This window comes from Corynebacterium segmentosum (assembly GCF_900637825.1).
GTDB lineage: Bacteria > Actinomycetota > Actinomycetes > Mycobacteriales > Mycobacteriaceae > Corynebacterium > Corynebacterium accolens.
In genome coordinates this window covers 1825008-1840354 of the sequence record NZ_LR134408.1, presented here as the reverse complement: position 1 = coordinate 1840354, position 15347 = coordinate 1825008, and the positions used below count along the sequence as shown (strand labels likewise).

Annotated in this window: 7 protein-coding genes; all 7 read left to right on the top strand. The window is 55.9% G+C overall.

Annotation, left to right across the window (positions count from 1 at the left end; translation table 11 throughout):
• Window positions 1-93 precede the first annotated feature (93 nt).
• The 7 genes from EL217_RS08730 (at window position 94) to EL217_RS08700 (ending at window position 15283) form a co-directional block, all read left to right on the top strand.
• Window positions 94-3954, top strand: coding sequence for a translation initiation factor IF-2 N-terminal domain-containing protein (locus EL217_RS08730; protein WP_126319623.1), 3861 nt, complete (start codon window positions 94-96; stop codon window positions 3952-3954).
• Between the two features lie 224 nt (window positions 3955-4178).
• Window positions 4179-4484: a 50S ribosomal protein L21 gene (gene rplU, locus EL217_RS08725; RefSeq protein WP_005277949.1), complete on the top strand. Its 306-nt coding sequence runs from the start codon at window positions 4179-4181 to the stop codon at window positions 4482-4484.
• A gap of 43 nt (window positions 4485-4527) precedes the next feature.
• Window positions 4528-4806, top strand: coding sequence for a 50S ribosomal protein L27 (gene rpmA, locus EL217_RS08720; protein ID WP_005277951.1), 279 nt, complete (start codon window positions 4528-4530; stop codon window positions 4804-4806).
• A gap of 373 nt (window positions 4807-5179) precedes the next feature.
• Window positions 5180-11065 (top strand): DUF5979 domain-containing protein, encoded by a 5886-nt coding sequence (locus EL217_RS08715; RefSeq protein ID WP_172596725.1) that lies wholly within the window; start codon window positions 5180-5182, stop codon window positions 11063-11065.
• Window positions 11066-11327: 262 nt separating this feature from the next.
• A complete protein-coding gene (locus tag EL217_RS08710; RefSeq protein ID WP_126320054.1) occupies window positions 11328-12893 on the top strand; it encodes a SpaH/EbpB family LPXTG-anchored major pilin in 1566 nt (521 codons plus the stop codon).
• Between the two features lie 144 nt (window positions 12894-13037).
• Complete coding sequence (locus tag EL217_RS08705) at window positions 13038-14381, top strand: LPXTG cell wall anchor domain-containing protein (protein ID WP_232018412.1); 1344 nt, start codon at window positions 13038-13040, stop codon at window positions 14379-14381.
• Window positions 14378-15283, top strand: coding sequence for a class C sortase (locus EL217_RS08700; RefSeq protein ID WP_232018252.1), 906 nt, complete (start codon window positions 14378-14380; stop codon window positions 15281-15283). The genes EL217_RS08705 and EL217_RS08700 overlap by 4 nt, the downstream gene beginning before the upstream one ends.
• Window positions 15284-15347 lie beyond the last annotated feature (64 nt).

Genomic DNA, 15347 nt, shown 5'->3' with positions numbered 1-15347 from the left:
TCGTGCGGCAGCGGCGCGGTCCTTTTTGGGGCTGTGCCTGCGCCCGAGTGGCCGACGCACCATACAATCGAAGTACAGGAGTAAGCCCAACTAATGGCGGCACAGAACTCTCAAGAAACAACTGAAAACCTCCAGGCAGCCGCGGCTTTGGCCCAGCGCATAGACCCGAGCGAGCTCAAAGATAAAACCCGCGTGTATGCCTTGGCCAAAAAGCTCGGCTTATCGTCACGCCAGCTGGTGGCCCAGCTTAAGGACATGGGCCTGAACAAGACCGCGCAGAGCTCCATTACCCGCGCGGAAGCAGGCGACCTTTTTGCTGCTCTAGCCCGCCATGAAGGGGGCTCGGATGCGGAGCAGCCTGCAATCGCGGACGAGAACCCAGCAGAAGCAAAGCCCGAGGGCAAGGCCAAGACCACCAAGCGTGCTCGTCGCACCCGCAAGGCCACGAAGAAGGCCGCGCCCGCGGCAAAGGAAAAACCGGCGCGGGCCGATGCCGCGGAGGCAGATAGCGCCCCGGCTGAAACCACCGCAGCCGATGCGGAAGAGGAAAAGAATCTGCGCTACCGCGTGCGCAAGAACGTGGATAATGAAATCTCCCAGATTGAGGAAAAAGTCGATGCATCGCTGGTAAAAAGTGCATTGCCGGATGTAAAGCAGGCGCCGGACCGTCTGCCGGATCCTGAGCCGGCGAACGCGCCCGCGCGCGCTGAAGATGATGCCCCTGCCGACGCTGACGCTGCCGGTACCAGCGAGGCGACGGGGACCGTGGATCCCGCCAAGCTGCATGAGGTGTTGGCAGAGGCCGGCGAAGACTTCGACGATGATTACTATGCACCGCGCATAGTCCCGCGCGCGGAGACCGACGACGATTCCGCCGCGTATGACTTCGCGCCGCTGTTTATGCCGCCGCAGCAGCAGGAAACCGAGGAGCTTGGTGAGGACGAGGCTGCGGACATGGCAGCTATCGCTGAAGCCGCAGATGCGGCGGATCCTGCCGAAGATGCCGAGGCCGACGAGGCCGAGGCAGGCAATAAGGCGGCGCGCGGGGGTTCCGACAAGCGCCGACGCGGTCGCCGCGGTACCTCCCGCGGGCGCGGCGGGAACGAGAATTCCAAGAAGGATGCGGCGGACAAGGAGCCTGAGCTTATCGATGAGCCCAAGGCCATCCGCGGCTCCACCCGCATCGAGGCGCAGAAGCGACGCCGCGCAGAATTGCGCGAGAAGGGCCGCGAGCGCCAGCACATCGTCTCCCAGGCGGAATTTTTGGCGCGGCGCGAGGCCGTGGAGCGCACCATGGTGGTCCGCGATAAGCAGCGCGAGGACGGCGCGGGCGTCGTCACGCAGGTTGGCGTGCTTGAAGATGACCTCTTGGTCGAGCACTTCGTTACCACCGAGTCCCAGGCCTCCCTCATTGGCAATATTTACTTAGGCCGCGTGCAAAACGTCTTGCCGTCCATGGAGGCGGCGTTCGTGGACATCGGACAGGGCCGCAATGGCGTGCTCTATGCCGGCGAGATTGACTGGCGCAAGACCAAATTGCATGGGCGTTCCCGGAAGGTAGAAAACACCCTGAAATCCGGCGACCAGATCTTGGTGCAGGTGGCAAAAGACCCGATCGGCCACAAGGGTGCGCGCCTGACCACCCGGATTTCCTTGGCCGGGCGCTACCTCGTCTACGTTCCAGGCGGGCGCAGCGCCGGAATTTCGCGCAAGCTGCCGGCACCAGAGCGCAAGCGCCTGAAAGACATCCTGGGCCGCGTGGTGCCAGGCGATGGCGGCGCCATCATCCGCACCGCTGCCGAAAACGTTCCCGAAGAGGCCATCGCAACAGATGTGCAGCGCCTGCATAACCGGTGGGAAGATATTTCTGCCCAGGCCAAGAAGGAAAAATCCTCCAAGGGCGCTAAACCGGTCACGCTCTATGAAGAGCCGAATATGCTCATCAAGGTTGTCCGTGACCTCTTCAACGAAGATTTCCACCGCCTGATCGTGGATGGGAAGCGTTCCTTTAATACGGTCAATGCCTACGTGGAATCCATGGCCCCGGACCTTGCGGACCGCGTGGTGCGCTATAAGCCGAAGGACCGCGGCGGCCAGGACGCCTTTGCCGCCTACCGCATTGATGAGCAGCTGCATAAGGCGCTCTCGCGCAAGGTGTGGCTGCCATCTGGCGGCACCTTGGTCATCGACCGCACCGAGGCCATGACTGTCATCGACGTCAACACCGGCAAGTTCACCGGCTCCGGCGGCAACCTGGAAGAGACCGTGACCCGCAATAACCTGGAGGCGGCCGAGGAAATCGTGCGCCAGATGCGCCTGCGTGATCTGGGCGGCATGATTGTGGTGGACTTTATTGACATGGTCCTGCCGGAAAACCAGGACCTGGTTTTGCGCCGCCTGAAGGAGGCCCTGGGGCGCGACCGCACGCGCCACCAGGTATCCGAGGTCACCTCCCTGGGCTTAGTGCAAATGACGCGCAAGCGCTTGGGCACCGGCCTGGTAGAGACCTTTTCCACCGACTGCGAGCACTGCCATGGCCGCGGCATCATCATCCACGAGTACCCGGTTGATGAAGCAGAAGACAACCACTCCGGCCACCACTCGCACGGTTCCTCTAAGAACCATAAGAAGCCTGAGCACGATCCCCAGCAGCACCCGGCTGCCGTGGCCATGCACGAGCACGACGACGAGGACGAGCGCGCGGAGAAGAAGAGCCAGAAGGGCCGCAAGGGCCGCAGGAATGCCACGTCCCAGCCGCAGAAGTATCAGAAGACGGACGCACCGCTCTACGGCAACGAGGACGAGCAGTCACCGTCCCTGGAGGAACTGGTGGCCAATGTCGTCGTAGACGATGAGGCCGGCGACTCCGAGCAGAAGGATTCCCAGAAGCGTGCCGACGACCGCAGCCGCGGACACCGCGACGACAGAGGCCGCGGCGAGGGCAAACAGAAGAAGCGCCGCCGGGCGCAGAAGAAGTCTGAGGTCTCTGAAATCGAGGCCATCGCCTATGCCGCGGCGGACAACGCCGCCGAAAGCGATGAGGTACAGGAATTTAATTCCTATGTGCCCGATGGACAAGAAGCACCGGCGAAGGAGAACAAGCGCACCCAGCGTGGCAAGAAGCCGCGCCGGGCAACGCGGACCTCGCCCGCGTCCCGTCGCGCGCAGGAGCAGCCGAACAAGCGTCAGCAGGCCGCTGAAGGAAAGGCTGAAGAGAAGAAGGCGGTAGCTGCCGGTTCATCGGAGAAGACCTACGAGGAGGCAGTAGCCGAGTTTGAGGCTTCTCCGCGTCGCAAGCGCCGCACGCGCGGGAATTCGCGTTCCGATAATCGCCCGCGCCCAGAGGATTTTGCCCAGCCGCAACAGGCGGAATCCGCGGAGTCCTCGGATGAGGCACGGCGTGACGATGCGGCCCAGCAGGGAGGCGAGCAGCAGCAGTCCCGTGGCAAGGCGCGCGGGCGCGGTCGGCGCCGCAGCGTGCGCACCCAGCCGAACTCCCGCCGGGCAAATGTGCAGGCCTCGCACCGGGCCAACGCCCAGGAGGCACAGCACGGCGATAAGCGTAAAAACTCCTCGCGGACAGCGGAGCAGCGCCACGAGAATATCAGTGGTGGGAAGAAGAACTCCCCGGCGCAGGGAGGCCGTCGCGGCAAGCGCCGCGTGGTGCGCACCAACCCGAGGGACAAGGCCACCTCACACAACGCGGGTGACCCAGCGGCTACACCTGTTCAAGGGGAGAAGGATTCCCAGAAGGCTCGCGCCCCGCAGACCGAGACCAAGGTTATTCGCCGCGGAAAGAAGCGCGCGGTGAAAAAGACCGGGGCGCCAGCAGCGGCTGCGCGACAGGAACGTGCTGGGGAAAAGGCGTCTACCAACGCGCCGGAGACCCCGCAGACTGGCGCTAAGGATGCGGGCCGGCGGCGGCGCCGCGTAGCACGGCGGGCTACGTCCTAGCGCACCGCCACGCGGGTACGACGTGCGTGGTTTGTATTTTGTACCCGCGGCGGGGTAGTCTTTGACAGTCGCTGTTTAGAACTCTCGGCGCTGGATCAGCCCACAATTGCCGCCCGGTGATTGCGGAAATGTTCGCGCGAGGTCTGAACGCAATATGTAAGTGTCCATTCGGATAACGGCCTGGATGCCGTGTCCGAGCGAGTTTAGATAAGGGGTAACCCTCTATGTACGCGATCGTCAAGACCGGCGGCAAGCAGTACAAGGTTGCTGAAGGTGACCTCGTCAAGGTCGAGAAGATCGAGGGTGAGCCAGGCTCTGCCGTGGCTCTCACCCCGGTTCTGCTCGTCGATGGCGCCGCTGTGAAGTCCAAGGCCTCCGACTTGGAGAAGGTTTCTGTTTCCGCGGAAATCGTTGAACAGGGTAAAGGTCCAAAGATTGATATCCTGAAGTACAAGAACAAGACTGGTTACAAGAGGCGTCTGGGTCACCGCCAGCCTCTGACCACCTTGAAGATCACCGGTATCAAGTAAGCCTTAACCGGGCTGCAATTCATCCCCGAAGGAGGGAAACGACATGGCACACAAGAAGGGTGCTTCCAGCTCCAGCAACGGTCGCGATTCCGAGTCCAAGCGCCTCGGCGTCAAGCGCTTCGGTGGTCAGCAGGTTAACGCCGGCGAGATCATCGTGCGTCAGCGCGGCACCAAGTTCCACCCAGGTGAGAACGTTGGTCGCGGCGGCGACGACACCTTGTTCGCACTTGCTGCTGGCTCCGTGAAGTTCGGCATCAAGCGCGGCCGCCGGATGGTCAACATCATCCCGGCTGAAGAGGTTGCAGCAGAAGCTACTGCTTAACCTTTAGAACTTAAATCCCGAGTCCTAGGGCAATCGAGCCCTATAGGACTCGGGATTTTTGCGTCCGAAATTGCCTAGCTCTCTAACAGGCGATGACGCAGGTATAGCGCCGGCGATACCTAACGCGATATCACGATGGGCGAGGGGCTAGGCTATGATGTATGTGATGGTGGCTGCCTTGAGCTATGGCCCACCCGCGGCATGTTTAATGGATAGAAGCGACACGTTATTCCGCGTAACATGCCTAAAGAATTGCGCCGAACCGTAGTGGATTGTGCACTGTGGTGGGCGGAACCGTAATCGGAAGGACACGTCGATGGCTCATTCTGCCTCGTCTCTGCTTCGGTCCCTATCTTCAGTACTCGTACGCATTGTGGCATTCGTACTTAGTATTGTCATTGGGGCTTCTTTTTTGGTAATACCCCAACTGACAACACCGCACGCAGCGGCAGCCGAAGGCTCTAATAGGAATAGCTCGGATGGCACCAACTTTGGTGATTGTTCCTTCCGTACAGGCACAGGCAATGTTGAACAATGGGCGAATCAGATTTGCTGGCTTGATGTCAGTGATATGACGAGGCCGGGGCGCGTCACCCAACATGTTGGGGACTACACCATTACGTTTGACTTGGCGATTTCGTCGAAAGATCCAAGTACATCAATCTCGGCACAGACTAATCCGACCTGGGGTGAAGCTATTTTTGGTAAACCCGGCTTTTTCCAGAAAGCAACTGGGAACATCACCCAAGATGTGCTGCAGATGGAGGGGGGAAAGGACCCATTTACCCGTTTTACATTGAGCAATATTAAGGTCGAGCGCGCTGGTGTCGAAGGATCCTTGTCTAACTACCGCTTTGCCGTCGCGGATGCTGAATCTACAGGTGGACCTGGCATTGGTGAGATGATCAGTGTGGACGGTGGCGCCGGCAGTAAAGTCACTGCACCCACGGAGTTACGCCAAGATAGAGAACGAAAAGCCTGTGAGAGACAATTCGGCGAAGGCAACGAGCCAACGGCGTGGCGGGAATGGGGACCCATTGCTGATGGTCGTTACAGAGGATTCGTGTGTCACTCGAGAGTCGGTGGTGCGCACTCGTCTTGGGTCGTCGGGGTAGATAATCCAAAGACTATGCAAATCAGCATGGGTTCTCGCACGCCGGGTAAGCAGGCTGTCGCTATCGGCGTGTCCCTCAATCGGCTGAGTTTTAATGGGGAACAAGATCTAGCAAAGGTCGATTCTTCTTACGAGGAAGCGGCGACACAGGTATCTCGGAACGCCGATTACCATGCTTTCCTCAGCGATAGCAATGTTGAAACTGATATCCCGGTCAACGCAGGTGGATCCGGCACGGTGATGCGTCGGCTTGACGAGAATGGGAACATCACGGGCCGGATAGGATTCCGTTCTCAACTTAATCCGACGGACAAGGCGTTTGACCGTTATGAGCCCGTTTGGCGTTGTACGTTGACCAATTCCGATGGCGGCGCCCAAACCTTTCAAATCAAGGCCGGAAATGTGCCGCCTGATTATGATTTAAATAAAGACACCGCAAACGGGCAATCGACATTACTACTGCCGGAAAAAGACAATCGTGTACCCAATTGTTCGGTTTCCTGGCAGCCCAAGTATTCGCCAGCTGCGTTAACCCTAAGTAAAAAGGTAAATGGTTCCGCGGCAAACTTTAGCGATATTCAGTCCCGTAAGTTTACCTTGCACTACTCGTGTAAAGCTCCGTCCGGATTTGAAAACGCCTATCCAGAAGTGAAGCTGGAAGATGACGTTGAATTAGAGAGCGGAACCTCTGAAGTAGTTAGGTCTTTGCCGGAGGGCGCGTCTTGTACCGTGAGCGAAAAATTTGCCGAGGGCCAAGAGGTGCCTCCGGGGACCGATTTTAGCCTCTCATGGAATGGTCAAAAAGCTACGGGTAATCCGAATTCTGCGGTCAAGGTGGAACTTAAGCCGGATAGGAAGAATCCCAGCAGCCCTGCCTCCGGACAGGCTGATGCAGTAAACACCTACGATTATCAAAAAGCTTCACTAAAGCTTAGTAAGCGCATCACCGGTGAGCCAGTAAATGATGGCAAGGTTGGCGGTGCCTTTAAATATAGCGTGCGTTGTGAAGGCACGAATATGGGTCAGCGGAATGGAACGCTGGATCTCAGCAAGGCTAAGCCGGAAAATTCCGCGGTCATCCCGGACCTGCCCGTCGGAAGGGAGTGCATTCTAGAATTCTCGCCTGAGGTTTCTAAGGAGCAGAACCAGACGATCTCCGTTGATAAACAGAGTGCCACTTTGAACGGGCAACCCATTGAGACGGATGAAAACAACTACTATCACTTCTGGTTAGAGGAGAAGGGTAAAACGAAGGAGCTCCGTGAAGAGACGGAGTTCGGGTACAAAACCTTCCCTTTGGTCATCCAAAAGCAGGTTTCTGGACTAGCTGCCGGCAATAAAGACGTACAAGACCTCGATTTCCAGGTGAATTACCGCTGCGAGGTAGGCGGAAAGACGGTTAAAGAAGGAAAGGTTAGCCTTTCCCACAATGGTGACGAAGTATCCATTGATGGAATCAGAGCCAACGCCGATTGCTACGTCTGGGAAGACGAGCCAACTGGAACTACAACGGCCGACTTCAAAGGCGCAACGATCAGCTCTACAGATGCCAGCGGTAATGTAAAAAAGCTGAGCAACGCAGACGCACAAAATGCCGGCATTCTTACCATGCGCCAAGTATCAGGCGATAGCCGGAACTTGGTCACCGTGACGAATAAATTCGACTCAAAGCTCGGGGCGGTGACCCTGCGTAAAAACGTTGAATCCACGGTAAACAACGCGACCCTTCCAGGTTCCTATACCTTTACATATCGCTGCGGACCGCGGAACGTCTACGAAGGTAGCGGCGATGATGCGCAAATCCGGACCGTCAACCTCGAAGGTAAAGTCACTGTACCTGCTAACGGGGAGGCAACGTTGGTCTCGGACAATCCGCGGCTGAATGATAAGAATGGCAAGCTGGGTGTGCCCTATGGCAACGAGTGTAGCTTTGTGGAAGAGACACCCCAGGTCAGCGGTGGAATCAACTTCGAGACCGATACTGAACCAGTAAAGGTTTCCGTTGATGCTGAAGACAATACTGCGACTGCAACTAACAAATTCACACCTGCCGGCCAAGGCCTAAATATTTCCCTCCGTTCTACCGGGCGCGAGTCATTGGCCCCAACATCGTGGAATTACGATCTGCGTTGCGATAACGGCTACTCCGCTAAACTTGATTTAGCTCTAGGAAAGAGCGCAAACATTGCGGCGAATGACGTTCCTTTGGGAACGGAATGCGAATTAGTTGAAGAAAAAGACTCTGCAGAGCGTACGTCCGATACTGGGGAAACCTATCCCATCGGTATCGATTCAGACTATCGTTACGCCGCCGATGAAGGCGAGCCTAAAGAAATAGGCAATGGGGAAAAGTTCACCATCGGTGAACAGTCCACCATTCAAATTCACCACGATTATCATTTCTTGCAAGCTACGGTTTCGAATGCCAAAGAAGTTAATTTTGATGATCCCAATAATCTGATCTCGCAAGCTAGTCGTGACGCTAAGGTGGCGCAGGATTTCCCTGCCGAGCTAAGATGCACCAACCCGGATGGTACGACTGGCGTGCACGTGACCTCGACGATCAAGGTAGGCAAGAGCGAATCAGCAAAGATTAACGTGGGTTCGCACTGCACAATCTCCGAGCCGAAAATCGATCCGGAGGTCGGTGTCTCCCTAGAGCAGAGCATTAATCTCAATGGAGATACCAGTGTGGGCGGTTCTAGGGACTACACGTTTAGCAACCCAGATAATGTAAATGTCACGTTCATCAACACCTATAAGCGTCAAATCTCGGACCTTAAGTTGAATACCAAGGCGTGGTTGCCAAACCAGAGCATCCGCGATCAGTATTCGGCTGCCGGTAAGAATGTTGCAGATATCTTTAATGAGCACAACTACAATTTGGTGTGCCAAGAAGCTGGTGCTGCCGGCGGTGGTGACCCCCTGTTTAGCCAAACGGTAACAGTCAAGGGTGAGGGAGATGCCACGTTCACCGGGGTTCCTGTAGGCGCCGATTGCCATATAACCGGTGATCGATTCGGTCAACTGGACTTGGATATCAACGACGGGGAACACGATAATAAAGCGTTCGTCCGGCCATCCCATGTGGAATGGACTACCCAGCAACAAGCCGGAAATGCGGTGGAAGACAAGGAACTGAAAGATGAAAAGTCGACCTCGCCCTCTTTCAACATCTCGGGTGAAGACGACGAAAACCAAGTCCGCCTTGTAAATCACTACGAGTACGAGACCGCCAAGGTGAAGCTCAGCAAGGATCTTGTAGGCCGCGAGGGCAATCTGAAGGAAATTCCAAACAACTATGAAATGAACTTCACTATGCAATGCGAGGCTGTGGGCTATAGGACCAGTATAATCGGTGATCTTTCATTCCTTTCGCAACACCTGCGGCCTAAATCTGCATCTGTAATCCCGTCTTCTATCACCAAGAAGCAATTCCACGATGCTGGTACGCAAGGGGAAAATAGCGTCCTTTCCTTCAACTCTGACGAGGCCCTAGTTCCCGCAGGAGCAACGTGCCGAGTAACGGAGCAAGATGCCTCCAATACCCCGGCGGCACTGGAGATCAGCCCGGAAGAAAAGGACATCGAAAAGAATGCCCCTAATCCTGGTGCGGATAAAGCAACGGATCTTCACTTCATCAATAAGGTAGAGCGACGTACGGCACCTGTGAATCTGATTGTCCGGAACTCTGGATATCTTGAGGGAGCTAATCCTTCGGGATATACCGCAACTGTGGTTTGCAAGGATCCGGCGGCAACGACAATCACTGAGAATTTCCCATTAGCCGATACCAGTGCGACGGAGTTGCCGCGAACATATGAGGCTCCTACGGGCGGTCGTCCCCTGCAACTTCCTGTTGGCGTGGACTGCACGCTGCAACTAGGCGGCGATGCATTTGCGGAACGCGGCCAGCTGGAAGCCACGGCGGGCAGCCGCACGCCATTGACCCAATACGCTCGATGGGCCGCTGACCAACGAGAAATTCCAAACAGCTCGTTGTCGACTATTGCTGCTAAGGACGTCAAAAAAGACGATAAGAAACGTGAGTACACGTTTAAAACCGCGGCAGAGCGTTCATCCACTAGTGAACCCATGGTGATCGGTGCAGATATTTACCATCCGCGTGCGCATTATGACGTCAAATTCACTAAGAACGCCTTTGGTGGTCCTGCACAGGACGCAGAGTTTACATTCCGCCATTCTTGTAGCGATCCCAATGACCCAGATGCGTCCAATGGGGAATTTACGTTGAAGTCTGGTGGCGAGCACACCATTAAGAACGTTCCTGTGGACTCCGATTGCCAGGTCAGCGAGATCAACGATGGAGTAGAAGGCAACGATTCCATTTTCAGCCTTGGTGACACAGGCGATCGAATCACTGCGTTGCCAAACCCCTCGGGCGGTTCTCTCCCAGGCGGAGCGCCTGCCGATGCCGCCGAGCAAAACAACGGCGAAGCAACGAGGTCGATCGCATTTAATGTCCAGCCGGTCGAAGATGGCACTGACACGAGCCGTTCCGGTGAGCGGTGGTCAGTAGTGGCAAAGAATGAATTTGCCGGATTGAATGTGGAAAAGTCCATTGAGGGTACGCCCTTGGGCAAGCTCACGGGTGATGTATTCGATACCACGCTGCTTCCGGCAGATGCGAAGACCATGCCCATGACTTATAAGGTCACCAATGATGGTGTATTCGATCTGGAAGGCCTGCAGGTCAAAGACCAATCCTTGGCGGGATTGCACCTTTTAAAGGACGGCAAGTCCGTGGAGGTTCCGCAAGACGGCGTTATCCCGCAGGAGATTTGCTCCCCGCCGGAAGCACTCAAGGTGGGTGACGAATTTAGTTGCAGTTTCGAGGTACAGATACCGGTGGATGATGATGAAACTTATCGGTACCCAGATACGGGAGACTCCACCGTGACTGTGACTGCGCAGGTACAAGGACAAGACGGCGTTCATTCTGCTTCTGGTTCCGATACACAAGGTGCACTGCGCCCATCTGGGCTTATCGCGGGCCTACTGCCCGAAACGGGTATGCAGACCCTCGTATGGATCCTCATCCTGGGGCTTGCGCTTCTTGGATTTGGACTGTGGCGTTACCTGCGTCAATCTGACGATGAGGACGATTCCCCAGAAGAGTCCTAGCAGGACTAATCCTTGGCACCCAGCAGGGTGGTGGGTCCTTGCTAATTAAGGCATAGCGGTCAAGGTGAAGCTTTCATCTTGACCGCTAACTTTTGTATTTATTCTTTATTCAATAACTATCTTTTAGCAGGTGAAAAGTTCGCTTCTCCAATTGTGTAGTGGGCTATCACCGGCATATACTTTTACACTGGTTTCATTTTCGCGCTGACCGGCTCCCTTGAACTTCGGCTCAGTAATTCTCTATGAGAGGACCCCCTTACTAATGTCTCGTATTGCCTCTAAGACCTTAGCGGTCGCTCTTGCGGCAGGATTGGCCGCAGCCACCCCAGTTGCATTTGCTGCTCCCGGTGACGGTGTATCGGTACTGGCGCAGGGAGAAAATACCCGCGCCTCTATTAATGCAAACGCAAAGGGCTCCATCACCATCGATAAACACTCGGGTGATCCAGTTGGAGACGACAATCTGAGTACGGACACCGCTCTTAAGGGGATGAAGTTCAAGGTCGAAAAGGTCAAGATGACCGATAATCTGGATACCGCCGCCGGCTGGTCTGAGGCGAAAAAATTGGTTGAAGCCGGAGCAGAGAACGCACCGCTTGACCAGGGATTTACGGCGCAGGAAAAGGTTACGAATGATTCGGGCCAGGCTGAATTTACGGATTTGGCCGTCGGTATGTACAAAGTGACTGAGCTTCCTAGCGAAACCAACACTAACTACACGATCGGCGCCCCGTTCTTGGTCACCGTTCCTTTAATCGGGGATGACGGTGCGGTGAACTATAACCCTAAAGTTTCCCCGAAGAACCAGCTGATTCAGCCAAAGAAGAGCGCCGAAAATGGAAACGCCAACGTTGGCGATAACATTTCTTATACCATTGAAGCTCCGGTACCTGCGGGTGACGTTGACCGCCAAGGAAACCGCAATATCCCGCATTTCGAGATTACGGATAATCTCAATGAGCACCTTGCTTTCGCGGACGGTGCAGAGGGCGTAACCGTGAGCGCTAAGGGAGTAAACAACCTCGTTCGAGGTGAAGACTATACCGTCACAATTACCGGAGAGAACAACAAAAACCTCTCGGTGAAATTCACTGACGCTGGGCGGGAAAAGCTTGCCAAGGCTCGAGCCACGAACGCTGGTCTCTCTGTGCAGGTAAAGTTCAACGCCACGGTCCTGAGTATCCCCGCCAACGGTAAAATTGAAAACCTTGCTCACTTGGACTTGAACGGCAACGATCAAGATCCCGGCATCCCCACCACGCCTGGCGGGGACAACTCAGGGAACAATGAAGGCGCGACGACGACGCACTACAACGACGTGTCGATTATGAAGACGTTGAACGGTCAGTCTACTGAGGATGAAGCCACCGGTGCTGGCGCAGAATTCCAGGTTTTTGAGTGCACCGAGGACGGTGACAAGTGGCAGGTATCTGACCAAGCTGATCCTATTAAGGGCGCCAATGCAGGAGGTACGGCTGTAGCCTCTGCAACGCTGACAGCGGCTGAGCCAGTACAGGGCGAAGCAGCAAAGGCCGATGGCTACTTCCTGCAATTCGATGCGAATAAGGAATATTGTGCCGTTGAGACTAAGGCTCCTCAGGGCTACCTCATCAACCCAGATCCGCACCACCTTGCCCCGTCTGATCAAACGCGCGGTGAGGGTGAAAATACTCGCGTGATTTATACCGCGACTATTGATGACGTGAAGGACAATATCTGGGGCAAGCTGCCGGCTACCGGTATGCGGACGATGCTGATCATCCTCGGCCTCGGCGCGCTCTTGTTCATCGGCGGTGCCTACTACCAGCTGAAGCGCCGCAACGCCTAAGACAGGCAAGTGGCTCATACCCGCGTGCCTCGCCCGTAAGGGCAGGGGCGCGCGGTTTGGGCGAGTGGCGGGAGGCGAAACGTAGAATGTCGTTCTCCCTGCCTAGCAGTGGATTCTGCGTAGTGGAAGGTTGTTGAATTGCGCGTGCGGCGAGTGCGGCAGATTGGTGCCGCGGTGATAACGATGGGGCTTATTAGTGGCCTCTCGTTTCAGCCGCAGCCGGTACCGGAAATGCCGGGAGGATCCGGCATTTCGGCGGTCGCACATGCGGCATCGCGGAGCAGTGACCTTCATATCGATCTCAAGGAATCCGTGGGTGAAGAATGGTTCCAGGATATTGGGGACCGTGAACTTGAGCTGCTATTGATTAAAGATGTACACATTAATGACTTGCCGCAGCTCAACGTGCCGCAGTTATTGCGCGATAATCCGGATCGTTTTATCTCGATGGCGAAGAAAACCACCTCTGATGGGGAAGCGACTTTCAAGGGCGTAGAACCTGGTGTGTATCTCCTCAACGTGGCGGATAACAAGGGCACTAAAGACTCCCGGGTATCGTATGCGCCATTCGTCATCGCCGTATCAGGTGACGGTAAGGCGCATAATATTGAACTCAAGGCGCAAGTTCTTAACACAGAAATACAACCGCGGACATCGTGTAGCGTCGCCGGAGGTCGTTTTGCGGTCGCAGCTGGCGGCCGGATTGTCTACGAGATTTCTGGGTCCGCGCCGAATGTCAGCGCTGATGGAGAGATTAAGCGCTATGAAGTGACTACCACAGTGTCGGTAGGCCATAAAGCAGAAAGCCTTGCGGTGGACTCGGTGCGAATCGTGGGCGCCGGCAAGCAGCTCGAGTTATCTGCGGATCAGTACCGCGTAGAAAACACCGGGACTACGGTGAAACTAGCTTTTAAGGATTCCGCGCTGCAACAATTGGCAGATCTTCGTAGACTAGATCCTTCAACTGTGGTGAAAGCCAGCATCGCAGTTCGTGCAGAGGCTGATGCAGTGGGCGAGCTTAGCGCCACTACAACGATTCTTACGGATGGCATGGACGCGGAACGGCGCCCAGTTGAAGTATCCGATGCCGCGAGTCTGCCCGTGGTGGCATATTCGGAGTGCATGAAAGGCACGGATTCGACGACACCTGCCGTCCCATCTGGTGGGCAGTCGCTTCCTTCTTCGGCCCCAGGTTCCTCGTCGGATGCTGGATCCGGTGAACCTGAAGCGAATGGTTTCCCGCCTCTTCCAACAGAAGATGGGCACCAGGGGCCCTTATCTGCCGCGGAAGGAGATCCAGATTCTTCCCAAAAAGATGGCAAGCATGGCAAAATTCTAGGCAGTTTGGCATCTACCGGTGCATCAGTGATCGGCATCGTCGCACTAGGAGTAGTACTCATCCTTGGAGGCCTCATTGTGCTTGCGCGGCGGCGAAAAGATGACGAAGATTCCAATCAGCACGTTGGACCAGAGGGAGGCAACTCGTGACCACGACCGTTGAAAAGCCGTTGCCCGCTGAGAATAAGAAGAAAAAGAAGAACAACGCGGTGTCCATCATTGCGCTCATTCTCGGCGCACTGTTGCTGCTGTATCCGGTGGTGTCTACCTTGGCCAACCACAATAAGCTGATGCGGCAGACCGAAGCCTATAGCGGCAAGGTCGAAGATCTAAGCCAAGAGGAAAAAGACCGCCAACTTGCCCGCGCACGCGAATATAACGAGCGTCTGCTGGCTGAAGGCCCACACGCTCGTCCACCGGTGGATAGCGATCCAGGCATGGAAGACTATATGTCCCAATTGAATGTGGACGGTCCAACCAACATGATTGCCCGCATTCGCATTCCGCGCATCAATGTGGATTTGCCCGTCTTCCACACCACTGCGCCGAAGGTGCTTTACGATGGCGCCGGGCACATGTATGGCTCCACGCTTCCGGTTGGCGGTGATGGAACGAATGCGGTGATCTCTGCCCACACGGGCATGGTCAATGCAGCGATGTTTGATGAGCTTCCGCGTTTGCAAGAAGGTGATGAGATTTTCATCGAGGTCATGGGGGAGCGCCTCCGGTACAAAATGACCGGCAGGGAAGTAGTCAAGCCTGAAGCTTATGATGCGGTGACGTATGAGCCCGGCCACGATAAGCTCACCTTGATTACGTGCACTCCCTATGGTCTTAATACCGATAGGCTGCTTGTCCATGCCGAGCGCGTACCGCTAGAGCCAGGGAACCCAGAACCTGATACTGCTGGATTCGGCTGGTCGTGGTGGATGATCTTGGTCATCGCGATCATCTTGCTCACCGTGCTTATTATCCTGTGGAAGAACTACCGGCGGCGCAAGAAGAAAAAGCAGCAGGAAGCTCAACAAGCATCTGCCGAAGGCGAGCTCTAAAATTCCGCGCATCGTGGATAGTGGGGTGGAGCTGATAGACTTTAGTATCTAATTGATAGCGAAG